Genomic DNA, 24,268 nt, shown 5'->3' with positions numbered 1-24,268 from the left:
TCCAGTTGTGGTGCCTAACGATAGTCAATGTGTCCAGAATTCTGGGTACATATCACATTCTTGAAGGTGCTTTTATTGCATCGTGATAAGAATTGTAGGATTACCATACATGTGTTACAGCAGTGAAAATAGAGAACGGAAGAACTCGCTTTGTGGTCGGTCGAAAGGAGTCACAATCCGTTTTGTTGACACTGAATGAGCGAACCACAAGATTTCGACACATTATAAAGATACCCGGTAGAAGCACACAGGCAGTTGAGCAAGGTTTAAAAAAGCTCCGAGAGCTGTACGGAGAACGATTCAGCCAAGTTTTTCGCTCCATCACAAGTGATAATGGCAGTGAATTTGCTTCACTGCCACAGTTGCTTCCCACGATACCCATATACTATGCTCATCCGTACTCCGCCTACGAACGCGGACTGAACGAAAAGCAGAACTCCTTGATTCGCCGGTTCTTGCCGAAGGGGCGTTCTTTTGATGTCGTTACGGATGAGCAAATACGAGAGATTCAGGACTGGATCAATCAACTCCCCCGAAAATCTTTTCATTACAGTTCGCCGGAGGAATTATTTCAGACTGTCCTACTTGATCTTGCAATCTAGATGGATTTTGTATTCCTGATTGTACTGTCTGTTAGTTGCCACTGTAAACACCTCCTTATTCTCTTGATATAATGAAATCCTTGAGAATAAGATGTCAACTTTATTTATACAGCATCAGATACTTGAACTAGGCCACACGTTCTGCGGAAACCGAATTGGATGTGAACGAAAAAACACCTCCTTTACAGGCTGACCTCATTTAATCAGAAGATGCAAACTAATTTGCGAGCAGTGTCCCGATGGATGGTTTTCCATCGGCACGGACTCGCTGGGATATCCCAGGCCCTTAAAGATCGCACTTCGTGCGGCTGCGCGTTTCTGCGAAACGCTGATACTGCCCCGGCATCAGGAAGAAAAATCATAAATGGCAGCATCAACAGGAGGCAGCTGAGTGAATATGACAGGCATTTTTGTTGAGTATTCCGGGCCTCGTGACACCAGTGTCCGGGCCTTCGGAAACCAGCATTCCGGGAAATAGGAAACCGTGATTCCGATGCTTGGAAACCAACGATCCGGCAATGGAAACCACTCATACGCTGCCTTAGAATTATGGTATGCGCCATCACGGCGTAAATAATTCTAAGGAGGTCGCTCATATGACCAAGTACCGAGAGATTCTGCGCCTGGCAAGTCTGGGTCTCAGTCAACAGAGCATCGCTGACAGTAGCGGTGTATCCAAGAAAACGGTCAACCGTGTGCTTAAGCGCGCCAAAGAGCTCAACATCTTTTGGCCGTTGGAAGCCAACGAGACCGATGCCGTCCTTGCGGAGAAGTTGTTTCCATCCGCACAGAAGCAAGTGTCATCAACAAAACGGATGCCTGACTTCAACTACATCCAGAAGGAGTTGCTTCGCAACGGAGTCAACAAAAAACTCCTCTGGACGGAATACCTGGAGGAGTGCCGCCAGTCCGGCGACGATCCCCTAATGTATTCCCAGTTCTGCTATTACATCCAGCAGGACGGACAGAAACGCCGTGCTACGATGCATATCAACCGAAAGCCCGGTGAGCAGATCGAGGTCGATTGGGCCGGAGATCCTGCTCAGATCACCGATCCGGATACCGGTGAGATCATCCCGGCATTTCTCTTTGTAGGCGTTATGACGTACAGCCAGTACCCTTACGTTGAAGCCTTTATCGATGAGAAACAGCGTGCCTGGATCACAGCTCATGTACATATGTATGAGTACTTCGGCGGTGTTACCCGTATCCTGGTTCCGGATAATACCAAGACAGCTGTGATCCATAACAATGACTGGTATAATCAGGAACTCAATACCATCTACCATGAGATGGCGGAGCATTAAAATCTCCGCTGCAATAATGCCCCGCTTTTGACATAATCCTCCACTTTTATTATTGCAGAGGCCTTAATGGGGCAAGTTAAAACCCCCGGAAATCGGATCTCCGGGGGTTTTCTCTGCACGATATTCTGTTCCCTGCGGTCAGCAGTCTTTCTCCAAATGCCAGATATCATTGTTGTACTGGTCGATCGTTCTGTCGGAGGAGAAGTAGCCCGCCTTGGCGATATTGACTGCCATCTTCTTCGCCCAGCCCATTCTGTCCTCATAAGCTGCCAGAGCCTTGTCCTTGGTCTTGCAGTAACTCTCGAAGTCAGGGAATGTCATGAACCAGTCTTTGCCCAGCAGCTCGTCATAGAGCTGCTTGAGAAGCTTCCTGTCGCCGGCTTCGAGCATCTCTTCACTGACCAGGAAGTCCACAGCCGCGGCAAGTCTCTTGTCCTTCTTATACCAGTTCTTTGCGACGTAATCCGCGTTCTTATAGTGCTCGATGACCTCCTCGGAGGACTGTCCGAAGGTGAAAATATTGTCTTCCCCGACAAGTTCCGCGATCTCGACGTTCGCTCCGTCCATGGTTCCCAGCGTCACAGCGCCGTTGAGCATGAACTTCATATTGCCGGTCCCGCTGGCTTCCTTGGAGGCCAGTGAGATCTGCTCGGAAATGTCCGATGCGGGGATCAGTTTCTCCGCCATGGACACGTTGTAGTTGCGAAGCATGACGACCTTGAGGTAAGGACTCACTTCAGGGTCGTTGTTCACGATGCTGCTGAAGGCGAGGATCGCATGGATTATATCCTTGGCGATCACATAGGCAGGAGCTGCCTTTGCGCCAAAAAATACCGTGATCGGTCTTCTCGGCCTGTAACCGTCCTTGATGTGCAGGTAACGGTCGATGGCCCACAGGAGGTTGAGCTGCTGTCTCTTGTACTCGTGCAGGCGCTTGATCTGCACGTCATAGACGGACTCGGGGTCAACCTTGTCGCCCTGATATTTTTCAAGCCATGCGGAGAACTTGTGTTTGTTCGTGTTCTTCCTGTTCAGGATGCACTGCAGGAAAGTCTCATCCTCCGCGTAAGGAATAAGCTGCTCAAGCTGTCTGGCGTCCGTCTTCCAGCCCTCGCCGATCTTCTCGGTGATCAGCTCTGTCAGCTCAGGGTTGCACTCGATGACCCATCTGCGGAAAGTGATGCCGTTGGTCTTGTTGTTGAACTTCTCGGGATAGAGCTTGTAGAAATCGTTGAGCTCTGTCTCCTTGAGAATGTCAGTGTGAAGTCTCGCGACGCCGTTCACGGAGTGGCTGTAGTGAATATCCATGTGGGCCATATGCACGTTGCCGTACTCGTCGATGATCTGAACGGAAGGTTCTTCATATTTTGCCTTAACAGCGTCATTCATCCTCTTGATAATCGGCATAAGGTGCGGCACGACAGCCTTTAAGAAGTGCTTGGGCCATGTCTCCAGTGCCTCAGCAAGAATCGTGTGGTTCGTGTAAGCACAGACATCAGTCACAATCTGATATGCTTCTTTCTCCTCAATGCCCTTTTCGGTCAGAAGGCGCACCAGTTCCGGAATGACCAGAGAAGGGTGCGTATCGTTGATCTGGATCGCCGCGTAGTCGGCAAGGTCATGCAGGTTGCTGCCGCGCTCCACGCACTCGTCGAGGATCAGCTGGGCGGCATTGCTGACCATGAAATACTCCTGATAGACGCGGAGAAGCTTTCCGTCCTCATCGCTGTCATCGGGATACAGGAAGAGGGTCAGGTTTTTCTCGATCTCTTTTTTGTCAAAATCGATACCCGAGCCGATCAGTCCCTCATTGACCGTGTCCAGGTCAAAGAGACGAAGGCGTCCGCACTTGCTTCCGTAACCTGTGACATCGATCTCATACATGGTGGAAAGAAGCTCCAGATCGCCGCACTGCACCTTATAGTGCTTGTCGGTGCGCTTCATCCAGTTGGTCATGCCCCACTTGCGCCAGTAGTCAGGTATCGTGTGCTGCTTGCGGTCCTCGAAGGACTGTTTGAACAGACCGCAGTGGTAGGCCAGGCCTACGCCGTCAGCGGGAAGGCCCAGTGTCGCAAGGCTGTCGATGAAGCAAGCTGCAAGTCTGCCAAGGCCGCCGTTTCCGAGGGAGGGCTCGTATTCAAATTCCTCCAGCTCCGTAATGTCTTTCCCAGCCTCAGCCAGTTCCTCTTTCACATCATCGTAGATGCCGAGGTTGATCAGGTTGTTGGAAAGAAGTTTACCGATCAGGAATTCTGCCGAAATATAGTAAACTTTCTTCTTTCCGCTGTTGTATCCCCTGTTCCTGCAGGCGTCCTGCGTCAGGGCCAGCGCCGCGTTGTAAAGTTCCAGAATCGTGCACTCGCTAAGTGCTTTTCCAGTGTAATCTCTGAGTTTTAATGTATTCATTACTGCCTCCTGCGGAAGATCTCCGCTGCTTACAATGGTTCCATTTATTATAATGATTTATATGTGTGATAATCTTGCAGAATAATGGCAAATAATAGTACAATAATGATATTAATTAATTCAGCACAAAGAAGGGCACAAAGAAGGGTTCCGTTTTTATGAATCTCGAGGAATACTCACAATACAGAGAGACCCTGCTGCATGAGCAGCCGGGTTTCGCCTACAACACTTACCTGTGTACCATCCCCCAGGACTTTGCCCCGGTGGATCTGCACTGGCACGACCAGATGGAGATCATCTATGTCAAAAAAGGGCGCGGCACAGTGACCGCCTCTTCCCGCAAATATCCCGTCATGGCCGGTTCCATCATGCCCATCCTCCCCGGTGAACTCCACGCCATCGACGGCGACCCCGGCGTGCGGATGGAGTACGAGAATATCATATTCCCCCTCTCCCTTTTGGACAATCAGGTTGAAAACGACTGGGCAAGGCGCAATATTCTGACCCCTCTGCAGATGGGGACCCTGCGCTTCCCCCGCCCGATCTACGCGGACACCGCGATGCACGCCGAGGTATCCGCTGCCCTTGACGCGGCTGACGATGCCTGTAGCAAGAGGCCTGACGGCTATTCTCTTTTGGTGCGCAGCAGCCTGTTTCGTTTTTTCTTTGCGCTCTACACCCATCGGATCCGCGAGGAAAGCTTACCGCCGTCCCCCTACGAGGACGCCGTCAAGCAGGTCCTGCTCTACGTCCAGAATCACTTTTCGGAGCCGATCACGGTAAGCGACGCCGCAAGTCTTATTGACTATAGCGACGCTCACTTCATGCGGGTCTTCCGCCGCGAGACGGGATTCACTTTCGGCGAATACCTGTCGGATTACCGGCTCAGATACGCGTCCTATCTGCTCAGGGAGCGCCCGGACTCTGTCGGTGCCATCGCCTCCCTGTGCGGGTTCGACAACTTCTCTTATTTTATCCGGCGCTTCCGCCGCAAATACGGAATGTCCCCGAGGGAATACCGCTCCCACGGGCGCCAGAATACAAAAAGCTCGTAAATTAAGGCTTTATACAACATTTCTCCGTTTTAAGAAGATCGTAAAACGAGTATACTATTAAATACAGGCTGCACTATTCTGCACATTTTTCATTTTCTGCGGCGCGCCTGTATCAAAAGGCTGTCGGGATGGTATGTGCCAGGAGTTCCCAAAGGAAAAGTGGGTGGACGCCCGCCGGGAAGATGTACTGGATGCGCCATACTTCCACGTAGTCTTCACTGTCCCGGAGGAACTGAACCCGGTAATCTATAGCAACTAGAAGCTTCTGTATGATGCCCTTTATCACGCTTCATCTGAGACACTGCGGGAACTGGCCTCAGACAGCAAGTATCTTGGTGCGGATATCGGGGACATCTATATTCTCCATACCTGGGGGAGTGAGATGAACTTCCATCCCCACATCCATGCCGTTGTGCTTGACGGCGGTCTTGACTCCAAAAACCATTGGAAAGACAAAGGAAATGAACAGAAAGGAGCAAGAAATGAGTAGGATGTTGATACTGTCTCCGCTGGAATGAATGCGTAGAAACAATGCAACAAAACAAATTATATTGCATGAATAATATGCAAATATATTTGGAAAAACCATTGCAATGCAACATGTGTTATTCTGTTTTCGGCAACAAGACAGAACAGCTTGAAATTACACTAAAAAGAGAAGGGAAATGAACAGAAATGAGTAGGATGTTGATACTGTCCCCTCTGGATGGCAGGGTGATACCGCTGGAGGAAGTGCCGGATGAGGTTTTCGCGGAAAAGGTGCTGGGAGACGGCGCAGCCGTGATTCCTGAGAACGGAAACATTTACAGCCCGATAGACGGCGAGATCGTCTCTATTCCGGAGAGCCTTCATGCATACGGAATCCGGTCTGACGCCGGGATCGAAATGATCGTCCACTTTGGCCTTGAGACCGTGAACCTGAAGGGAGAAGGGTTCTCCCCGAAGGTGAAGGTGGGGGACAGAGTGAAAGCGGGTCAGCTTCTCTGTACAGCGGATATGGACTTCCTGAAGTCAAAGGGCATCAACACGGTGACGCCGGTGCTGGTGACAGACGGAGCAGAGGAGGGAAGCTTCTCTGTAAAGACAGGAGAGATCCGCCATGGGGAAGAGATCATGACTGCGGAGATCAGCGTGGATGCGGCAGCCGCCGCGGATGGAGATGCGCAGAAAGCGGACCCCTCGGACGCACAGCCGGCAGGCAAGGCAGCTGCGGCAGCACCCTCCGCCAAAAAGAAGTTCCCCATCGACTTTGACTTCCTGCAGAAGCTCGGCAAGTCCCTCATGACCGTGATCGCGGTCATGCCCGCCGCGGGTCTGATGATCAGTCTCGGCAACATTCTGACGATGTGCTTCCCGGAAGGCTTCGGCCTCATGGCGGGCAATACCATGGCCCAGATCGGCTGGGCGATCATCGGAAACCTGCACATCCTGTTTGCTGCCGCCATCGGCGGTTCCTGGGCGAAGGAGAAAGCAGGAGGCGCCTTTGCCGCAGTCATTGCTTTCTGTCTCATCAATGTCGTCACCGGCGCCATGCTGGGTGTGAGCTCGGCCATGCTGAAAGATCCGACGGCAGTCACCCACACGCTGCTCGGAAAAGAGATCCTGGTGAAGGATTACTTTGTCGACATCCTGGGAAGGCCCGCGCTGAACATGGGCGTGTTCGTAGGTATTATCGCCGGTTTCGTGGGCGCCAACGCATACAATAAGTATTATAACTTCCGGAAGCTTCCGGACGCGCTGTCTTTCTTTAACGGCAAGAGATTTGTTCCCCTGGTGGTGATCTTCTACTCTACGGTGACGGCGATCATCTTAAGCGTAGTGTGGCCGGTGGTCCAGGGCGGCATCAATGATTTCGGTGTGTGGATCGCGAACTCCAGCTCCACCTCCCCCATTCTTGCCCCGTTTATCTACGGCACTCTGGAGCGTCTGCTGATCCCCTTCGGCCTGCACCACATGCTGACCATTCCCATGAACTATACCTCTTTCGGAGGCACCTACACGATCCTTACGGGAAGCAGCGCCGGGACCCAGGTGTTCGGACAGGATCCGCTTTGGCTCGCCTGGACCACGGATCTCATCAACTTTAAGAACGCGGGCGATACCGCTGCCTATACGAACCTCCTCACCACGGTGACGCCTGCCCGCTTCAAGGTTGGCCAGATGATCGGCGCCACAGGCCTTCTTCTCGGCATCGCCCTGGCGATCTACCGCCGGGTGGAGCCGGAGCACAGGGCAAAGTACAAGTCCATGCTGATCTCCACTGCGGTCGCGGTCTTCCTGACCGGTGTCACGGAACCTCTGGAGTTCATGTTTATGTTCTGCGCACTGCCGCTCTACTTGGTGTACGCAGTTCTCCAGGGCTGCGCGTTCGCCATGGCCGGCATTATCCACCTCAGGCTTCATTCCTTCGGGAACCTGGAGTTCCTGACCCGCGTTCCCATGGCGCTGAAGGCAGGGCTTGCCGGGGACCTGGTAAACTTTGTGATCTGCGTGGTCGTCTTCTTTGCGATCGGTTACTTTGTGGCGTATTTCATGATCGGAAAGTTCGGCTACGCTACGCCGGGCCGTCTGGGAAATTACATGGATGACGAAGGCAAGGAAGAGGCAGGCCCCGCTGCCGGCGCGGCAGGAAACGCAGCGGGTGGGAACAGCCAGCCCGAGCGTATCATCGCCCTCCTTGGCGGACGGGAGAACATTGAATATGTGGACGCCTGCATGACCAGGCTCCGCGTGACAGTGAAGGATCTCTCCAAGGTGGCTGAACTTCCGGCGTGGAAGGCAGAGGGCGCCATGGGCCTTGTGAAGAAAGACAACGGCATCCAGGCAATTTACGGACCCAAGGCGGACGTGCTGAAATCGGATATCAACGATATCCTGTAACAATTCAGCACCCCGGAAAAAATGAGTGAAATATGAACGGGGAGCCTGCTCACCGGGCAGATTTTGCTCAATACGCAGAGGAAAGAACTATGAGACTGCTTACTATCAATATTCACAGCCATGGAAGTGACTTTGAACCGGAACTTTATCATCAGAAGATGAAGGCGCTGGCGGCATTTATTAAGGAAGAAGAGATCGATGCCGCGGCGATCCAGGAATGCAGTGAAGAGGAGGACAGGCCGGTGGTCTCCGGCCCCCTCCCCATGCATTGGGTGCCGGCCGGACCGGACTCCCGCGTCCGGGAGGATAACTGTGCGCTGGTCCTGGCGGAGGAACTTCAGGGCCTGCAGCAGGAGTACTGGTGGACCTGGACCGGAGCGAAGCTCGGGTACGGAAAATACAATGAGGGTCTGGCCATCTTCAGCCGCCGCCCTGTTACAGGCGCGGACAGTTTCTATATTTCCGGCGTCCGGGACTTCTCCAACTGGAAGACCCGGAAGGCTCTGGCGGCCTGCACCGCTGACGGGCCTGCCTTTTTGAGCGTCCACATGGGATGGTGGAATGATCCGGAGGAAAACTTCCGGGGGCAGATGGAACGGCTGCAGAAGGCGCTCCGCGAAAGGAAGCTTCGTCCGCAGGACGGTTCTGACAGTTTCCTTATGGGAGATTTCAACAGTCCCGCAGCGATCCGCGGAGAGGGAAGGGACATGGTCCTGGACCTCGGGTGGCGGGACAGTTATGAGGATGCCGAAATAAAAGACAGCGGCATCACCGTTCCGGGAAACATCGACGGATGGAGGGACGGTGAACATACGGGCATGCGCCTGGATTATATCTGGACCGCAAAAAGGCACAGGGTGCTTCAGTCAAAGGTGGTCCTGAACGAGATCAGCGGGCCGGTGCTTTCCGACCATTTCGGAGTCCTGGCGGTGATCGAATGAATAAAGGAGCAGACAGCATGAGAGAAAGTGGAATTCTTCTTGCCATCAGCAGCCTTCCTTCCGAATACGGGATCGGCTGCTTCAGCAGGGAAGCATATGAGTTTGCGGACCGCCTTTCAGAGGCGGGCCAGAGTTACTGGCAGATCCTGCCGCTGGGGCCGGTGGGATACGGAGATTCACCGTACCAGTCCTTCTCCACCTTCGCGGGCAACCCTTACTACATTTCACCTGAGACGCTGGTGGAAAAGGGATGGATCACTGAGGCGGACTGCCGCGAAGCCGGCCTTTCTTCCGACCCGCGCGGTGTGGATTACGTGCTGCAGTACCAACGCCGCTATGAGCTGCTCCGGAAGGCGTACAGAAACAGCCGGATCGAAGAGAATGAGAAGTTCCGGGCGTTCACGGAGAAGACGGAATGGCTTCCGGACTACGCGCTGTTCATGGCTCTGAAGGAAGAGAACGGAGGAAGGCCCTGGTACGAATGGGAAGATCCGCTGAGACTCAGGGATCCGGAAGCCTTGGCCGCGGCGCGGGAACGCCTGGAGGAAGGCATCGGTTTCTGCAGTTTCCTGCAGTTTGAGTTTTACGAAGAGTGGATGCAGCTGAAGGACTACGTGAACCGGAAGGGAATACGGATCATCGGAGACATCCCGATTTATGTATCCCTGGACAGTTCAGACGTCTGGGCGGATCCGGAACTTTTCCGGCTGGATGAAAACCGCCGACAGACCGCGGCGGCGGGCTGCCCGCCGGATGGCTTCAGCGCTGTGGGACAGCTCTGGGGCAACCCACTCTATGACTGGGACTATCACAAAAAGACCTGTTTTGCCTGGTGGCTGAAACGTCTTAAAAACTGCTTTGATATTTATGATGTGATGCGGATCGACCATTTCCGCGGCTTCGATGAATATTTTTCCATTCCTGCCGGTGCGGAGGACGCAAGAGCAGGCCATTGGGAGAAGGGACCCGGCATGGATCTGTTCCGGAAGGTCTCGGAAGCCTTCCCGGGACGGGAGATCATCGCGGAGGATCTGGGGTATGTGACGGACAGTGTCCGGCAGCTGGTGAAGGACAGCGGCTATCCCGGGATGAAGGTCCTGGAATTTGCCTTTGACTCAAGAGATTCCGGCTGTGCGGAGGATTACCTTCCCCACAATTACGAAAAGAACAGTGTGGTCTACACCGGCACCCATGACAACGAGACGGTGATCGGCTGGTTTTCCGAGGGCCTGAAGCCGGAGGAGAAGGAAGCAGTCAGAGACTATTTCTGCGACCATACGACTCCCGACGCCGGGATGCACATACCCCTGATCTGCGCCGCCATGCGAAGCGTCAGCAGACTCTGCATCATCCCCATGCAGGACCTTCTGGGGTACGGAAACGAGGCAAGGATGAACGCTCCTTCCACCTACGGAAACAACTGGAAATGGCGTCTTCTGAAGGATGAATTCGGAGAGAAGGAAGTGAAGACGCTGTATGAGATCACGAAGCGGTACGGAAGGATCGGAAAATGAGAAAAGAGGAAGGGAGCTGCCGCAATGGTGTGCTACCCGTCAAGAGGACAGTGAATAATTAAAAAGCTCTTTACCGCCAGTCAGAGCAATAATCGGCTGGCGGTATTCTTATGCCGCAGCATCGAAATGATCATGGAATTCCGCAGGTGTCATCAGATGCATCTTCCGCTGGATCCGCTCTGTGTTGTAATACCTGATGTAGGATTCAACAGCAGTAATCAGGTCTCCTTTTGAGGTGAACTTCTTGCCATAGTACATTTCCCGCTTCAAAATACCCCAGAAACCTTCCATCGGCATGAGTGCGGCCAACTTGATCCGCAGCTCGGTCAATGATTTTGCCCTTCGCCGCTGAACGGCGCTGCGAGACATTCCAACAAGGCGGCCAACCTCCTGATCCGGCAAGTCCAGAACAAAATGCAGGATCAAAATACTCTGCTCCTGAACAGACAAGCCGGCGAAGGCATCAGCCACAAGCTCGTTTTCGATATGTAGGTCATACCCGTGGGACGAGAATGTAAATCTGTCACTGGGGTAATGATCTACAACGCAGAGCTTGTCCATCTCCATTTGCGGAAGGTCGCTGAATGACAGTTCCCTGTCACGGCGCCTCTGCATTTCCCGGAGGTAGTCGATTGCCTCATGGTACAGTACCAGCTTGCAGTAAGCATCGAACTGGCACCGCTCGCCATAGTCATTGCGGGGGATCATATCCATCTTTTCACCCCCTATCCTTGGGGAATGAGGTGGGTTTCTCCCTTTCCGCTAACAAGGCGAACGCAAAGCCGCTCGCTACCCGCTAAAAGCCTCCTTTTTGAAAATTCCTTAAAAAATTTTTTCGAGGTGGGCTTATCCTCGGAAAACAGCAAAAAGCGCCCAGCAAGTCGCAACGGACCTGCTGGGCGCAGAAATGTTTTATAAAGATGATTGCCTACATGGTATAGTTCATATTCGAGGCCGGACGGCTCCGTCGGAGGGGTTATGCTTTTTTTGACTGGTGCAGATCATGGACACTGCGGAAAAGAGAAAAGGACACGGCAAATTAATCTCCTATCGGCTACCGTGTCCCTGCAAGTCGTCATTAGTTTGTGCAAGAGCAAAGCAACGGCGGCTCTGAATTTCTCAAAGCCGCCGCTTCATAAGCGCGTGAAAATGTGTCTGCTGTACGACGGTTTTTTTCTTTTGCCGTCGTCCAGCAGGTTGATAACAAACTATTCTTCTTTCTGAGGATTATTATAAAATTCAAATATTACACAAATATCCGAGGTAACGCTTCTTTCGACAGAAAAACCTCCTGAATTGTTACAAGGCTCGGACATTTCAATATGTTTTGCGAAAACGATAGCGGGGCGTATTGCGCTTTCCCCGCCATCATTACTCAGTTCATCATACCGATATATTCTTCCAAGCAAAGGCCACTCTCATAAATCTTTGCAGCAGATTCTGCGCCAACATATCTGTAATGCCACGGTTCATAATCCGTCTTGGTAATTTCTGTTTTATCCTCCGGGTATCGCAAAATAAAACCATATTTCCATGCGTTATCAGCCAACCACACATACACTTGCTGTCCCGAAGAATTCACACCGTCTGCATTGATGTCAACGGCCAAACCTGTTTGATGTTCGCTATAACCGACATCAGCCACCCATTTCTTTGATTCCGATTTTGCCTCTGATCTGGAATAGCCCTGTGCGAGAAAACTGTCCACCTTATCATCCATCAGTTCCCGCTGCTTTTTAGCGGTGCGGTAACCGGAGGCAACGACCGGATATACTTCTTGGGCACGCATATCGTCAAACATCTGCTGTAAATCCGGATAAATGCGGGAATCCACACTCTGGCCGTTTGACAGCTCCGTAAGCTCTACTTTCCAGTCTTTCGGTATCTTATACTCCCAATTAACAAGGATCAGGTTCCAGCCATGCTCCATGCTGGCAACGTCTGTATTAAAGTGCAAAAAATCCTGGAAAGCAGTCTGATTCACCGCAAATCGGACTGCGCTTATTGTTAGGATGAGGACAAGGAGAGAAAGAACTATCCGTTTTCCCTTGCGGTGTTTTTTTCTGGTTTTCTGCCGCATTGGATCATTCACCGACCTTTAATCGCTCCGTTACACTTTGACGGCTTATCAATCGGTATGCAATATATGGAATTGCCAAACCGAACAGAAGAAACAGGACGGGCATCACCAGCATAGGCCAGACCTCCAGTTTGAAATTCAAAAACCAAATCTGCTTACAGATTGGCCGAATAACTTGAAGGGCGCCAATCAAGGACAGCGGGACAGAAACAACGGTTGCCAAAAGCACATAGGCGCAGCCTTCCTGACGAAGCATCTTCAGCAGTTGTCTGCCTGTCATTCCCACGCTTTGGAGCGTAGCAAACTCTCTGCGGCGAGTAAAAATACTGGTCAACATGGTGTTGGCAAAGTTCAGTATGCCGATAAGCCCAATTATAAATGCCATTGTACCGCCTATAGACACGATCATATTTTGAATGTCTGTTACGCCAGCCATGATCGTACTCTTGGATTTGTAAGTCATGGTGGGTTCCACATTCTTTGTGTACTCATCCAAAAACGCATCCATTTCGGGTCCTTTGCCTTGCGAAACATCAAAGCTGTAACTCATGACATAATTGTTGCAGGTAAAATCCTCATAAACTTCACTTGGAAGGAAGAAACAAGAGCCTACCCAATCATAGGTATTTGCTTCATTTGCCACAACGTGAGCCAATACCGTAAAATCTCGAACAATTCCATTGCAGGATACTTGGACTTGATCCCCAACGGAATGATTTAGACTGCTTTTATCTAAATCCCCCCGGGTACCAACATAGGCACCCTCTAAAATATAATTACCGGATGCAAGTTTTTCCATGTTCAGTTCTCCATCCACCACTTGCACACGTGAAAGCAGGAGCGGGTCAAGCCCGTAAAGGTATGTGGAGAAGGAACCGTCCTCCTGCTGGTTATATGCTTGCTTCGTTGTTTCACTTTTATAGCTCGACTTGCATCCATATTCGCAGCCACCATAGTCAAATCCATCCTGCTGCTCGACAGCTTGAATAAAGCTCTGGCTCAATGCACTTTCTTCACTTACCCGATAGTAGTCTAATAGGCTGCTTTGACCAATGCAAAAATCAAAATTGATCATATTCTGAATTGCATTTTCCGGGTCAACGCTATTAGAGAAATTGAAAACGGTGTTGGTAAGAATGATGCTCAGAGAAAGGCTGAGGATTACCAGAATTGTCCGCTTTTTATCTCGGCCCAGATTTTCCCATGCCATTCTTTTCTGGAGATTGCCGGAGCGGATCCTTTTCTTTCTCTTACCTTTCATAGCTGTATCAGAATCTGTATATCTAAGAGCCTCAATGGGAGAAACTTTCGCTGCCATTTTTACAGGTTTTCGGATACTGATCTTTACTGTAAGCAATGCAAATAGTGCCGCGGCTACAAAAATAAGTGGGTTAGGGGATACAGTTGCAAAAGCTGCGGAAAAACTCGTTTGCTCAATCAGCAGGGGTAAGAGTGCTTTACCGATAAAGAAGCCCCCTCCCAATCCAATAGGAATACCGATCAAAGAAAGTATCCATGCCTGCCTACTTAGGATAGAACGGATCTGCCGATCTGTCGTCCCGATGGTTTTCAGCAGTCCGTAAAAATGCAGATCGCGCAGGACAGAAATTTGAAAAATATTATAAATAATGAGGTATCCTGTAAGCAAAAATGCTGACAAGATACAGATCAGTGCGAGAATTGTACCGGTTCCGGTTGACTTTTCTAACGACAAATACAGAGGGTTCACACCTGCATTGATATAGTTTGGGGCTTCCGTATCGGAAGAATAACCGCTGTCTGCGATTACCGTTGCTAAATCTCTCTCCACATTTTTTGTGTTTTCAAACTTTATAATGCCGGTGATTGTGCCAGTATCGTTATGATCCTGCGAGAAAGTACTCACCAACTCATCCTCATGTGCATCCATATAGGCGCGGGAGGTAACAATCGTCCCATATTGTACGCCGGGATAACTGTTCCACCAACCAGAGAGAATAAAATTTCGCGTTACTTTTTGACCGTGGATCGTCAACTCCAGAGATAGTTCTGCTCCGACTTTTTCCGGCACGCCAAGCAGTTCCAATGTTGTGGTATCTGCAATGACTTCATTTTCTGCTACGGGTTTATGTCCGACGGTTGGCTCAATAAACTGATACTTCATGCCAACATCGTCATAATACCAGAAAAGTGTTTCTCTCTTTGAGAGTTGTCCGTTATCTACGCTATCGGCCAGCTTACGGCAGTATGCTATTTCCCGTATCAAAGGATGACTGCTAATCGTAGCATACTCGGAATCATTCATATCAATAATTCTGGCATGTCCATCTCCGCCGGACAAAATATAATTTGCCCGCTGTGTACTCGCTGTAATGCCTGCTCCAAGTGTAAACAGCCCTGTAAATAGAACAGTTGTTAGGATAATCGCCGTCACAACGAAGAGGTTACGCATTCTGTCGCGGCGAAAACTCCTGCTCGCAATCTTTATCTCGATAAAACTGGTATCATTTTCAAAAGGCCATGTCATAACTTGCCACCTCCTTACTCCACGATCCTGCCGTCCTCAATGCGGACAATCCGATCTGCAAGACGGGCAATGTCGTTGTTGTGGGTAATTATGACTACGGTTTGCCGAAACTCGGCACTGGTGCGCTTAATCAATCCCAGAACCTCGGCGCTGGTCTTGCTGTCAAGGTTGCCGGTCGGCTCGTCGGCCAGCACGATAGCCGGTTTGGTAATCAGAGCACGGGCAATAGCCACACGCTGCTGCTGGCCGCCGGAAAGATTGTTCGGCATATTTTTCAGTTTATCTTCCAGCCCCAGCAGGTGAACGATCTCGTATAGAAACTTTTTGTCTACCATGTCTCCATCCAGAGCGACCGGCAGAACAATGTTCTCATATACATTCAGAATAGGAACAAGGTTATAATTTTGAAAGATAAAACCGATGTTGCGGCGGCGGAAGATCGTAAGCTGTTCGTCGTTCTTCTTTGCCAGTTCTTCGCCCCGGACGATCACAGTTCCGCTGGTGGGGGTATCCAGCCCGCCCATCATGTTAAGCAGGGTGGACTTGCCACTTCCAGAGGTTCCCACAACGGCCACAAACTCGCCGTCCTCCACGGAGAAGTTCACGCCATCAAGGGCGCGGGTGATGTTCGGCTCTGTGCCGTAATACTTTTTCAGGTCTATAGTCTGTAAAATGTTCATATTCAAAACTCCTTTCAAGGCTTTCTGTTTGTTGATAAGGGTATTGTAAAACCCAAATGTCCGTGAAATGTTACAGCGGCCAAAAAATTTCATTGAAAATCGGGGTGAAATGTTACAACGCTCGGACATTTCAAAAAAATTTACGGCGGGCAGCCGGAAATGGCCGTCCGCCGCGTTCTATTTTACAGGAAGCATGATAGAAAATTTTGAACCTTTCCCCGGCTCCGAAACCACTTTGATATAGCCGCCCTGCCGCGTTACGATCTCGCGGGCCAGATACAGACCAATGCCCACGCCTGGCTCATCGTGTACTTCTTCCTCCCGATAGAAGCGCCGGAAGATGGCGGCCTGATTGCTTTCGGAAATGCCCTTGCCGGTATCGGCTACTTTGATCTCCGCATACATTTCCCACAGCACCACCGATACCGTGATTCTCCCGCCTACCGGGGTGTACTTCACCGCATTGTCCAGCAGGTTAAAGAGGGCTTCGGATGTCCACTTGCTGTCATGGGAAAAGGTCAAATCCTCCGGGCAGTCCACAGCCACGGCGATTTCTTTTTTCTCTGCTGCATACACAATTCCGCTCATGGCCTGCGCCACGGTATCAAAGAGGCGGCCCGGTTTCTTATCCAACTGGATCACGCCCGTTTCCAGCCGGGAGGTTTTCACAAGGGCCTGAAAGAGAAAGTCCAGCTTATCCGTCTGGCTGCGGATTCCACGGATAAAGTCGGTACGCTCCGCCTCCGTCATAGGCTTTTCCAGCAGCGTGTCCGTCGCCATTTTCAGATTGCTTACCGGCGTTTTCACCTGATGGGAAATATCCGATACAAGGGTCTGTAACTCCTGCCGTTCCTCGTCCACCCGGCGGCGGTTCTCCTGCATGATCTGGTAAAGCCTTGCCAGCCGGTGTCCGATTCTGGCAAGCTGGGTTTCGCTGTCCGACCGGCGCTGGGGCACTTCATTTCCGGCGATCATGTGGTCTAAGGTCTGGCACAGGTCAGCGGTAAACTGCGACAGCCGCTTTCCAAACGCCTGCGTCAGTACAAAAATCCCCACAAGGGCGCACAGCAGCAACGCCCCGCCCGTCAGCAGCACCGCCGTCTGTTTTGTCACAAAAAACAGGGCTATGGTGATCCCGGACATGGAGAGGACAAGTCCTATTGCCACCCAGCCAAACAGCCGCTTTACCGAGAGGTTTTGAAACTTCATTTTGCCTCGCCTCCCGTCCATTGATAACCCATGCCGTAAACAGTCTTGATGTAGGGGGCGCCTCCGTCGGATTCAATCTTGCTGCGAATCCGGCTAATGGAGGTTGTCAGCGTGTGTTCGTCCACATACTTCTCGTCTATATCCCACAGCTTTTCCAAAAGCTGTCCACGGGTCAGCACTTGCCGAGGATTTCTGCGAAACAGGTTCAGCATTTTGTACTCCATCGGGGATAGAGTCAGAGGCTTTCCATTTAAGGAAGCCGTCTGCTCTGAAAAGTCCAGAAATAGCTGTCCATCGTTGTAAATGTCTTTAGCCGGTATGTGGTGTTCCAGCATGGCGAACATGGCTTTGATTTTTCGCTGCAAGGCTCTGATCACAAAGGGCTTTGTGATGTAGTCCACCGCGCCCACCTCATAACCCCGTATCTGGTCGCTCTCCTGATCGTTGGCGGTCAGGAAAATCACGATGGTGTCCGGGTGCTGGGGCTTTATTAGCCTGCACAGTTCAAAACCGTTGCCGTCCGGCAGGTTGACGTCCAGCAGAACTAAATCAAACTCCCGTTGGCGGATGGCATCAGCTGCGGTTCTGGCGTTTAGGGCAGATGTCACGCCATAGCCATCTGCGGTCAGGTTATAAGCCAACATCTTATTCAAAAAACTGTCATCCTCGACAATTAAAATCTGCTTCATATCCTCACATCCTTTGCTTTTTGCAGATAGTATAACAGGCAAATGTCCGCAAAATGTTACGGCGGACAAATTTTTCAAAAAAGGTTTTTCTCCTCGTTATAGGATAGCCCACTTTATAAAATGTACCCCAGAAAGTGGACACGGCAGAATTAGTCATTAGGCCTGAGACATAATGTTATTAGAATGCATTAGAAGTGGACACGCAGGGGCTTAGTTACCTTAATTCTCTTAGAAAAGAAGTGGGCATTCAGAGATTAGGTACCGTCAGGAGTTCTTCATGCTAGAATAAGCAGGAGGAAGTAAAATGCACCCCAGAAAGTGGACACAACAGAATTAGTCATTAGGCCTGAGACATAATGCTATTAGAAAGCATTAGAAGTGGACACGCAGGGCTTAGTTACCTTAATTCTCTTAGAAAAGAAGTGGACATTCAGAGATTAGGTACCGTCAGGAGTTCTTCATGCTAGAATAAGCAGGAGGAAGGGCCATGGCAAAACGACAATTCACTGAGGAAGAAATCGCTTTTCTAAGAAGAAATCTGTATATCGTGTATGTTGATGAGAACACTCTCAGCTTTACGGTTCCTTTTAAAATAGAATACATGCGGCTCCATAATGAAGGAGTACCGCCCCGAGAGATTCTACCCCGCTTGGGATATCCAATCGAGATCATAGGAAAATCGCGTCTGGTCGATATCTCTCAATATGAGAAAAATGTAATGGCAACACATCCAACTCAAATCGAAATAATACAAAATTACGAGGGAATTATAAGATGGACGATTACATCAGATTAAATGAAGATAGATGGAATCATGTAAATAATGACTATACTGAGCCATTGACACATGAAGAATTGGAAGAAGTTAGAAAGAATCCGATTTCTGTTGCATTAACTGTAGGGAAAAAGGTTCCGATCGAATGGTTTGAAAAAGCCAACGGAAAAAAGATATTAGGTTTGGCCTGCGGCGGCGGACAGCAGGGACCGGTTTTTGCGATAAAGGGTTATGACGTAACCATAATGGATTTTTCTGCGTCACAATTACAAAGAGATGAGATGGTTGCTGAAAGAGAAGGCCTAAAAATCAACACGGTTCAAGCTGATATGACAAAGCCGTTCCCGTTTGAAGATGAGACTTTTGATATCGTTTTTAATCCGGTCTCAAATGTGTATATAGAAGATTTGGAAAACATGTATCAAGAAGCCTCTCGTGTATTGAAAAAGGGTGGACTGTTAATGGTCGGATTTATGAATCCTTGGATATACATGTATGATGCTGACATTGTATGGGACAAACCCGATGAGGAATTACTTTTAAAGTTCTCATTACCTTTTAATTCAAAAGAGCTTGAAGAGGAAGGCAAGATAAGCATAAATCCGGACTATGGATATGAATTCAGCCACACCTTAGAAACGCAGATCAGGGGACAACTTAAAAACGGGCTTGCGATGATAGATTTTTATGAATCGTGTGACAAAAGGAATCGATTATCACGGTATGGAAATGACTATATAGCTACACTCTGCATTAAACTCTAATGATACAGAATATACTTCGGGAGACCGGGTCGTTTTATTTATCTTGAGAGTCAATATCTAAATCCAGGTTTGTATAATTGAATATAACGATCCGAGAAACAGTAAATCAGAATAGGTTTACTGTTTTTTTTGCTCATTTTCAAAAAAATCCGGATGATTGTAAGATGAACCGGGACGATAAAACAGAGCCGCTGACGAACTCGTGATACGATGAAACTACCACACACCAACAAAGAATCTTCAGTAAAGCTACTTGGTGCAACTGGAATTCTGCCGCATGGGACAGCGATACACTTTTGTGAAAGACAGGTGAAGCGATTGCTTAAAACATTGACAAAATGCTCCTATATAGTATAATTAGAAAAAACTACGATATAGGAGTATGTGCGATGAACGGCGGATTTCTGGTAACGAAAATAAAACGGCTTGGTGACAGGATTTTCGAGCGTATATTGTCAAAGAAAGGGATTGATGCTTTCAACGGAGCACAGGGAAGAATTCTCTATGCGCTATGGCAGGAGGATGGCGTATCCATCAAAACCATATCGGAAAAATGCGGGCTTGCAATCACATCGCTTACAACCATGCTTGAAAGAATGGAGAAATGCGGCCTTATTCGCCGTGAACAGGATCGGCAGGATAAGCGAAAAACGCGCCTCTATCTCACTGAAAAATCACGTTCATTGAAAGACGATTATGACGACGTTTCCGCCGGAATGGGCAGGATATATTATAGAGGTTTTTCAGAGGATGAGGTCATACAGTTTGAGTCATATCTCGAACGTATTCAGAAAAATCTTGAGGGGTGGCGTGAAGAATGAGCATATGTATAAAAGACCAAATACAGAACATGAATCTGGTCATAGGCTGTACTGTGGGCTGTCAATATTGCTACGCGCGTAATAATGTGAAACGCTGGCATATGATTGATGATTTTTCAAAACCGGAGTTTTTCCCGCGCAAACTTCGTATGATAGATAAACAGCGCCCGCAAAATTTCCTGCTCACGGGAATGAGCGATTTTGCCGGGTGGCATGATGAATGGCGCAGCGAGGTGTTTGCGAAGATTCGTGAGAATCCACAGCATCAGTTTCTCTTTCTGAGCAAGAGTCCTGATTTGCTGGATTTTGATACAGATCTCGAAAATGCTTGGTTTGGTGTGACAATAACGAGGAAGTCAGAGCTATGGAGAATCGATGTGCTTCGGAAAAATATTCGGGCAAAGCATTATCATGTAACCTTTGAACCGCTGTTTGACGATCCCGGCGAGGTGGATTTTTCCGGCATTGATTGGATTGTAGTCGGCACCATGACCGGTGCACAAAGCAAAAAGGTGCATACCGAGCCGGAATGGGCGTGGTCACTTACGCATCAGGCACATAAAGCGGGAATTCCCGTCTTTATGAAAGAAGAGCTTGCACCGATCATAGGGGACAAAAATATGATTCAGGAGCTGCCTGAGGCTCTTAATAAAGTATTGGAGGCACAAAGAGCATGGCAATGATAAATATGGATGGCATCCTCATCGACGAGGTCGAGACAAAAAATATCATGACAAAATCCAGCCTGCCCGTGGGCGGCTATTCTGTAAATCCCTATGTGGGGTGTACCCACGCCTGTAAGTACTGCTACGCTTCTTTCATGAAGCGGTTCACCGGTCACAGGGAGGAGTGGGGAACATTTCTTGATGTAAAGCATTGGCCGGAAATTAAAAATCCAAAGAAGTATGCAGGGCAGCGTGTGGTCATCGGTTCGGTCACAGACGGATACAATCCGCAGGAGGAGCAGTTCGGGAATACAAGAAAGCTGTTGGAACAGTTAGTCGGAAGTGATGCGGACATTCTGATCTGTACCAAGTCCGATCTTGTAGTGCGTGACATTGATTTACTGAAGAAGCTGGGGCAGGTCACTGTGTCGTGGTCAATTAACACGCTTGACGAGAGTTTCAAAAATGACATGGATGCCGCAGCCGGCATTGAACGCAGAATCGCCGCTATGAAGAAGGTCTACGATGCAGGAATTCGGACGGTATGTTTTGTATCACCTGTGTTTCCGGGAATTACGGACTTTGAAGCGATATTCGAACGGGTCAAGGATCAATGTGACTTATTCTGGCTGGAGAATCTGAATCTGCGCGGCGGCTTCAAAAAGACCATCATGGACTACATTGCAGAGAAGCATTCGGATTTAATACCGCTCTACGATGAAATCTATAACAAGCATAACCGAAGCTACTTTGAGGCATTGGAAAGGAAGGCCGAAGAAATGGCAAAGAAATATGCCTGCTTGTTCGTGGATAATGAAATGCCATACGGCAGAGCTCCACAGGGGCATCCTGTGATAGTGGATTACTTTTACCATGAGGAAATTCGCGGTTCGGAAAATACGGGAAAAAGAGAAAAATAAAAAAATCCACATAGTAATAGCATTCAGCGTCTCGGCACAAGGCGATTTTTCATGCTACCGGGAGATGACGTGCAGATATCGGAAGCGATTGAAATCTTTGAGCGGCAAGAAGGAACCGCATACAAGTTGTCGAAACAGCATAAGTTCCGCAGAAGCTTAGTTGATACACGTCAGATTACATAGCCACAAGGGACTTGAAAGAGAGGCTCTGTGGACACAGAACGACTTGGAATGTAAAAAATAGCCGGACTTGCGCCCAAGCGAAAGGCGCAGGATTCGACTTCGGTCATGAACGGGGCGACAAGACAGATGTTTTTCCGACTCGGGAAGAGGCCGTGCGTGAAAGCTATCGTTCATACGGGGATGAAGAGGGAATATGTTTGAGCTGACAAAACACAAGGCCTATGAGTTATTGAAAACCACATGGAACCGAGTAAGTCTCGATTATGTGATTCTCTCTGTCGGCAAGGACTATGAAGGCTATGAAATGCACAAGGTTGCGGTGATTGAAGCATTTCAAATACTCAACCGAAGGCTCTCTGCCTACGCGTATCAAGTGAACATTGAGATTGAGAACATGGTGGCGACAAAAGTCGATACGGAAGAATTTTTGATGCCGCCGAGCCATGCGTATTATGAGGACAGAACCAAAAAGCAGGTGAGTATCAACGTCCCTGCTCCGATGCCCTATTGGTATGCCTTTTTAGAACTGCCGTACGGAACGCCGTATGTAAAGTCCGATTTCATCCGCTTTCATGAAATCCTCTTCCCGAATCGGCAGGCGCTTGAGGTGTATCGGTGGAACGATGATTTTTCGAACTATTTCGACGCGGGCAAAGAGTGGTGGGGGACCGGATTATGGTCCGCATATGACAGGAAAACCGGCACGATGGTTGTGATCGGGGCATCACAGACGGATTAAGACGACAACGGAATAGGATATTTGGAAGGCCCCGCAGTGACGGAAACACACTGCGGGGCTTTCTTGTCTCGTGGGACGGCAGTATTCAGGTATAATGGGGGAATGTCCTTACAATGCTGTAAATTCAAAAATGAAAAGAGCCGGCATCCGTCCAATAAGCATAATGGAAATCATCGAAATCAACATAGTGCCAAGGACTAACTTAACATTACATTGAAGCAGGATGAAATCGGCCTTTTCGTTTGACCAACACGGGAGGCGGGGATAATTCCCCGCCTCCCGTTGAACTTCATAGGAGGTTCTTGTAATTTTTCGGGAATCCGAGTAGAGAAAGGTCGATAACATCCTTATATTCTTCAAGAATAGCAAAGAGGTCCCCTTGGAAATTATTTTTCTGTTCTGATGTTGGCAGACGTCATTTAAGCACAAGTAAATACGCAAAGAGAGAAGAGTTGCTGACTGATGGGTAATTGTGCAGAAATTTTCCTGAAAGCTGCGCAGGTGGATTGTAACGGACGTTCATGAGACATCCCGCATGAGAGCACTTGTTTCGAAGCACGGACAAGCAGTGAAGATGGTTTCCCAGCGTCCTAAATCCAACTCCAAAGTTTTTTGAGATTCGTTTTTGCGAAGATACGAACATCGCTTTGTAGAATTTGGAAACGCTTGAAAATGACATTAGTTCCATCATTACCCATAAGGGCATTTTGCCTGCATATTTCTTCATGTGGTGAAGAACGATGAGGCTGTCTGCGTAGTAGGATTGTTCCTTTCCAAAGTTTTGCATGATGTGCTGGAAGCCTATTTTGTTGAAGTAATTGGCCTCATCGTAATGCTGATCATAGGGAGGCGTCATGCACTTTTCAAGTGCGAAAGAGTTTGCAATCTGTGTCTTACAGTAGGTCTCTACGATTTCCAGATACCCGCGTAGCATTTGTCGCATATCAGCATCGAAATCATAGAGCTTCTTAATTTCTGAGAAGGTATGAGGTGTGGCAAGATTGCTACTTTCAGCTTCTTTGCGGAATTGCAACGTGTATCCCGTCAGCTTGTAATAATTTACGTGACCGAGGTATTCTTCTACAGCTTTTTTCTCAGCATCCTTGATTATAATGCCGTGCTCGTTCAGCTTTTCCACTTGTTCCGAGAAAGTCAGCGGTTTCTTCAGATTCATGTCCGTTCCCCAATTCACAAGTAAAATAAAAGGCTGAACCAAGAGGTTCAGCCTGGTCCCCGACACACATTACCTCGGGCAACTCTGTTGAGTAGATAATAACAGAAAAGTGAATGGAATTCAAGGAAAAGGGGGAAATTAGTGATTAAGGATGATTGTAAAGTAAACTGGGACAATAAAAAAGAGCCGATGACAAACTCGTGGTATGATGAAGCTACCACACAACACAACACTAGGAGTTTCGCCACCTGACACGCGAAAAGCGAGCACAGATTGAAGTGCTGTTGCAATTAAAACTCCCCCAAAGTCGCATTGCGCGCGAAGTCGGGATTGCACGGTCAACTTTATATAACGAACT

At 49.2% G+C, this 24,268-nt stretch carries 18 protein-coding genes and 4 pseudogenes; 14 read left to right on the top strand and 8 right to left on the bottom strand.

The features are described 5' to 3' along the window. Positions 1-152 precede the first annotated feature (152 nt). Both ACO4XG_RS10020 and ACO4XG_RS10015 read left to right on the top strand, forming a co-directional pair. Positions 153-602 (top strand): annotated as a pseudogene (locus ACO4XG_RS10020) (IS30 family transposase); the annotation flags it as partial. A gap of 596 nt (positions 603-1,198) precedes the next feature. Continuing rightward, positions 1,199-1,906 (top strand): annotated as a pseudogene (locus tag ACO4XG_RS10015) (transposase); the annotation flags it as partial. A gap of 141 nt (positions 1,907-2,047) precedes the next feature. On the opposite strand, the gene ACO4XG_RS10010 reads toward ACO4XG_RS10015, so the two are convergent. Beyond that, a complete protein-coding gene (locus ACO4XG_RS10010) occupies positions 2,048-4,315 on the bottom strand; it encodes a glycogen/starch/alpha-glucan phosphorylase (protein ID WP_308508588.1) in 2,268 nt (755 codons plus the stop codon). A 158-nt stretch (positions 4,316-4,473) separates the two neighbouring features. Here ACO4XG_RS10010 and ACO4XG_RS10005 point away from each other — a divergent pair, with 158 nt between their 5' ends. From ACO4XG_RS10005 to malQ, 5 genes and pseudogenes are all read left to right on the top strand, one after another. After that, positions 4,474-5,370 carry an AraC family transcriptional regulator gene (locus ACO4XG_RS10005; RefSeq protein ID WP_308508587.1) on the top strand — a complete coding sequence of 299 codons (897 nt, stop codon included), beginning with the start codon at positions 4,474-4,476 and terminating at the stop codon, positions 5,368-5,370. A gap of 133 nt (positions 5,371-5,503) precedes the next feature. After that, positions 5,504-5,836 (top strand): annotated as a pseudogene (locus ACO4XG_RS10000) (IS91 family transposase); the annotation flags it as partial. A 209-nt stretch (positions 5,837-6,045) separates the two neighbouring features. After that, the gene (locus ACO4XG_RS09995; protein WP_308508586.1) at positions 6,046-8,250 is read left to right on the top strand and encodes a PTS transporter subunit IIBC; all 2,205 of its coding nucleotides are present in this window, start codon (positions 6,046-6,048) and stop codon (positions 8,248-8,250) included. Between the two features lie 89 nt (positions 8,251-8,339). Continuing rightward, a complete protein-coding gene (locus tag ACO4XG_RS09990; protein WP_308508585.1) occupies positions 8,340-9,191 on the top strand; it encodes an endonuclease/exonuclease/phosphatase family protein in 852 nt (283 codons plus the stop codon). A gap of 17 nt (positions 9,192-9,208) precedes the next feature. Further along, complete coding sequence (malQ, locus tag ACO4XG_RS09985) at positions 9,209-10,705, top strand: 4-alpha-glucanotransferase (protein ID WP_308508584.1); 1,497 nt, start codon at positions 9,209-9,211, stop codon at positions 10,703-10,705. A gap of 108 nt (positions 10,706-10,813) precedes the next feature. Here malQ and ACO4XG_RS09980 read toward each other — a convergent pair whose 3' ends face one another. The 6 genes from ACO4XG_RS09980 to ACO4XG_RS09955 all read right to left on the bottom strand — a co-directional run bounded on the left by ACO4XG_RS09980 (position 10,814) and on the right by ACO4XG_RS09955 (position 17,869). Further along, the gene (locus ACO4XG_RS09980) at positions 10,814-11,419 is read right to left on the bottom strand and encodes a sigma-70 family RNA polymerase sigma factor (protein ID WP_330670128.1); all 606 of its coding nucleotides are present in this window, start codon (positions 11,417-11,419) and stop codon (positions 10,814-10,816) included. 661 nt (positions 11,420-12,080) lie between these two features. Beyond that, complete coding sequence (locus tag ACO4XG_RS09975; protein ID WP_308508583.1) at positions 12,081-12,785, bottom strand: M15 family metallopeptidase; 705 nt, start codon at positions 12,783-12,785, stop codon at positions 12,081-12,083. Between the two features lie 4 nt (positions 12,786-12,789). Then, entirely contained in the window at positions 12,790-15,291 is a 2,502-nt protein-coding gene (locus ACO4XG_RS09970) for an ABC transporter permease (RefSeq protein ID WP_308508582.1), read from the bottom strand. Positions 15,292-15,305: 14 nt separating this feature from the next. Next, the gene (locus ACO4XG_RS09965) at positions 15,306-15,971 is read right to left on the bottom strand and encodes an ABC transporter ATP-binding protein (RefSeq protein ID WP_308508581.1); all 666 of its coding nucleotides are present in this window, start codon (positions 15,969-15,971) and stop codon (positions 15,306-15,308) included. A gap of 177 nt (positions 15,972-16,148) precedes the next feature. Further along, positions 16,149-17,180 carry a sensor histidine kinase gene (locus tag ACO4XG_RS09960; RefSeq protein WP_005541451.1) on the bottom strand — a complete coding sequence of 344 codons (1,032 nt, stop codon included), beginning with the start codon at positions 17,178-17,180 and terminating at the stop codon, positions 16,149-16,151. Next, complete coding sequence (locus ACO4XG_RS09955) at positions 17,177-17,869, bottom strand: response regulator transcription factor (RefSeq protein ID WP_308508580.1); 693 nt, start codon at positions 17,867-17,869, stop codon at positions 17,177-17,179. The genes ACO4XG_RS09960 and ACO4XG_RS09955 overlap by 4 nt, the downstream gene beginning before the upstream one ends. A gap of 487 nt (positions 17,870-18,356) precedes the next feature. On the opposite strand from ACO4XG_RS09955, the gene ACO4XG_RS09950 reads away from it, so the two are divergent. From ACO4XG_RS09950 to ACO4XG_RS09925, 6 genes are all read left to right on the top strand, one after another. Beyond that, positions 18,357-18,665 (top strand): HTH domain-containing protein, encoded by a 309-nt coding sequence (locus ACO4XG_RS09950; RefSeq protein ID WP_308508579.1) that lies wholly within the window; start codon positions 18,357-18,359, stop codon positions 18,663-18,665. After that, positions 18,644-19,408 (top strand): class I SAM-dependent methyltransferase, encoded by a 765-nt coding sequence (locus tag ACO4XG_RS09945; protein WP_308508578.1) that lies wholly within the window; start codon positions 18,644-18,646, stop codon positions 19,406-19,408. The genes ACO4XG_RS09950 and ACO4XG_RS09945 overlap by 22 nt, the downstream gene beginning before the upstream one ends. A gap of 389 nt (positions 19,409-19,797) precedes the next feature. Then, positions 19,798-20,229 (top strand): radical SAM mobile pair system MarR family transcriptional regulator, encoded by a 432-nt coding sequence (locus ACO4XG_RS09940; protein ID WP_308508577.1) that lies wholly within the window; start codon positions 19,798-19,800, stop codon positions 20,227-20,229. Next, complete coding sequence (locus tag ACO4XG_RS09935) at positions 20,226-20,912, top strand: radical SAM mobile pair protein A (RefSeq protein WP_308508576.1); 687 nt, start codon at positions 20,226-20,228, stop codon at positions 20,910-20,912. Before ACO4XG_RS09940 ends, ACO4XG_RS09935 begins: the two co-directional genes overlap by 4 nt. Beyond that, positions 20,909-21,814 (top strand): radical SAM mobile pair protein B, encoded by a 906-nt coding sequence (locus ACO4XG_RS09930; protein WP_485129704.1) that lies wholly within the window; start codon positions 20,909-20,911, stop codon positions 21,812-21,814. The genes ACO4XG_RS09935 and ACO4XG_RS09930 overlap by 4 nt, the downstream gene beginning before the upstream one ends. Positions 21,815-22,190: 376 nt before the next feature. Continuing rightward, positions 22,191-22,736 carry a hypothetical protein gene (locus ACO4XG_RS09925; RefSeq protein ID WP_308508574.1) on the top strand — a complete coding sequence of 182 codons (546 nt, stop codon included), beginning with the start codon at positions 22,191-22,193 and terminating at the stop codon, positions 22,734-22,736. A gap of 415 nt (positions 22,737-23,151) precedes the next feature. Here the strand turns inward: ACO4XG_RS09925 and ACO4XG_RS09920 are convergent, their stop codons facing one another. Further along, on the bottom strand, positions 23,152-23,910 hold the full coding sequence (locus ACO4XG_RS09920) for an Abi family protein (RefSeq protein ID WP_308508573.1): 759 nt from the start codon (positions 23,908-23,910) through the stop codon (positions 23,152-23,154). A 248-nt stretch (positions 23,911-24,158) separates the two neighbouring features. On the opposite strand from ACO4XG_RS09920, the pseudogene ACO4XG_RS09915 reads away from it, so the two are divergent. After that, positions 24,159-24,268, top strand: a pseudogene (locus tag ACO4XG_RS09915) (IS30 family transposase); the annotation flags it as partial.

The sequence above is a fragment of the Stomatobaculum sp. genome, assembly GCF_057248925.1.
The sequence above is the reverse complement of the archived record's forward strand: the minus strand, read 5'-3'. Positions and strand labels throughout refer to the sequence as shown.

What these genes read in the sequence shown, in the direction of transcription:
- ACO4XG_RS10010 (WP_308508588.1), bottom strand. Translation starts at nt 4,315, where the DNA reads ATGAATACATTAAAACTCAGAGATTACACTGGAAAAGCACTTAGCGAG.
- ACO4XG_RS10005 (WP_308508587.1), top strand. Translation starts at nt 4,474, where the DNA reads ATGAATCTCGAGGAATACTCACAATACAGAGAGACCCTGCTGCATGAG.
- ACO4XG_RS09995 (WP_308508586.1), top strand. Translation starts at nt 6,046, where the DNA reads ATGAGTAGGATGTTGATACTGTCCCCTCTGGATGGCAGGGTGATACCG.
- ACO4XG_RS09990 (WP_308508585.1), top strand. Translation starts at nt 8,340, where the DNA reads ATGAGACTGCTTACTATCAATATTCACAGCCATGGAAGTGACTTTGAA.
- malQ (WP_308508584.1), top strand. Translation starts at nt 9,209, where the DNA reads ATGAGAGAAAGTGGAATTCTTCTTGCCATCAGCAGCCTTCCTTCCGAA.
- ACO4XG_RS09980 (WP_330670128.1), bottom strand. Translation starts at nt 11,419, where the DNA reads ATGGATATGATCCCCCGCAATGACTATGGCGAGCGGTGCCAGTTCGAT.
- ACO4XG_RS09975 (WP_308508583.1), bottom strand. Translation starts at nt 12,785, where the DNA reads ATGCGGCAGAAAACCAGAAAAAAACACCGCAAGGGAAAACGGATAGTT.
- ACO4XG_RS09970 (WP_308508582.1), bottom strand. Translation starts at nt 15,291, where the DNA reads ATGACATGGCCTTTTGAAAATGATACCAGTTTTATCGAGATAAAGATT.
- ACO4XG_RS09965 (WP_308508581.1), bottom strand. Translation starts at nt 15,971, where the DNA reads ATGAACATTTTACAGACTATAGACCTGAAAAAGTATTACGGCACAGAG.
- ACO4XG_RS09960 (WP_005541451.1), bottom strand. Translation starts at nt 17,180, where the DNA reads ATGAAGTTTCAAAACCTCTCGGTAAAGCGGCTGTTTGGCTGGGTGGCA.
- ACO4XG_RS09955 (WP_308508580.1), bottom strand. Translation starts at nt 17,869, where the DNA reads ATGAAGCAGATTTTAATTGTCGAGGATGACAGTTTTTTGAATAAGATG.
- ACO4XG_RS09950 (WP_308508579.1), top strand. Translation starts at nt 18,357, where the DNA reads ATGGCAAAACGACAATTCACTGAGGAAGAAATCGCTTTTCTAAGAAGA.
- ACO4XG_RS09945 (WP_308508578.1), top strand. Translation starts at nt 18,644, where the DNA reads ATGGACGATTACATCAGATTAAATGAAGATAGATGGAATCATGTAAAT.
- ACO4XG_RS09940 (WP_308508577.1), top strand. Translation starts at nt 19,798, where the DNA reads ATGAACGGCGGATTTCTGGTAACGAAAATAAAACGGCTTGGTGACAGG.
- ACO4XG_RS09935 (WP_308508576.1), top strand. Translation starts at nt 20,226, where the DNA reads ATGAGCATATGTATAAAAGACCAAATACAGAACATGAATCTGGTCATA.
- ACO4XG_RS09930 (WP_485129704.1), top strand. Translation starts at nt 20,909, where the DNA reads ATGATAAATATGGATGGCATCCTCATCGACGAGGTCGAGACAAAAAAT.
- ACO4XG_RS09925 (WP_308508574.1), top strand. Translation starts at nt 22,191, where the DNA reads ATGTTTGAGCTGACAAAACACAAGGCCTATGAGTTATTGAAAACCACA.
- ACO4XG_RS09920 (WP_308508573.1), bottom strand. Translation starts at nt 23,910, where the DNA reads ATGAATCTGAAGAAACCGCTGACTTTCTCGGAACAAGTGGAAAAGCTG.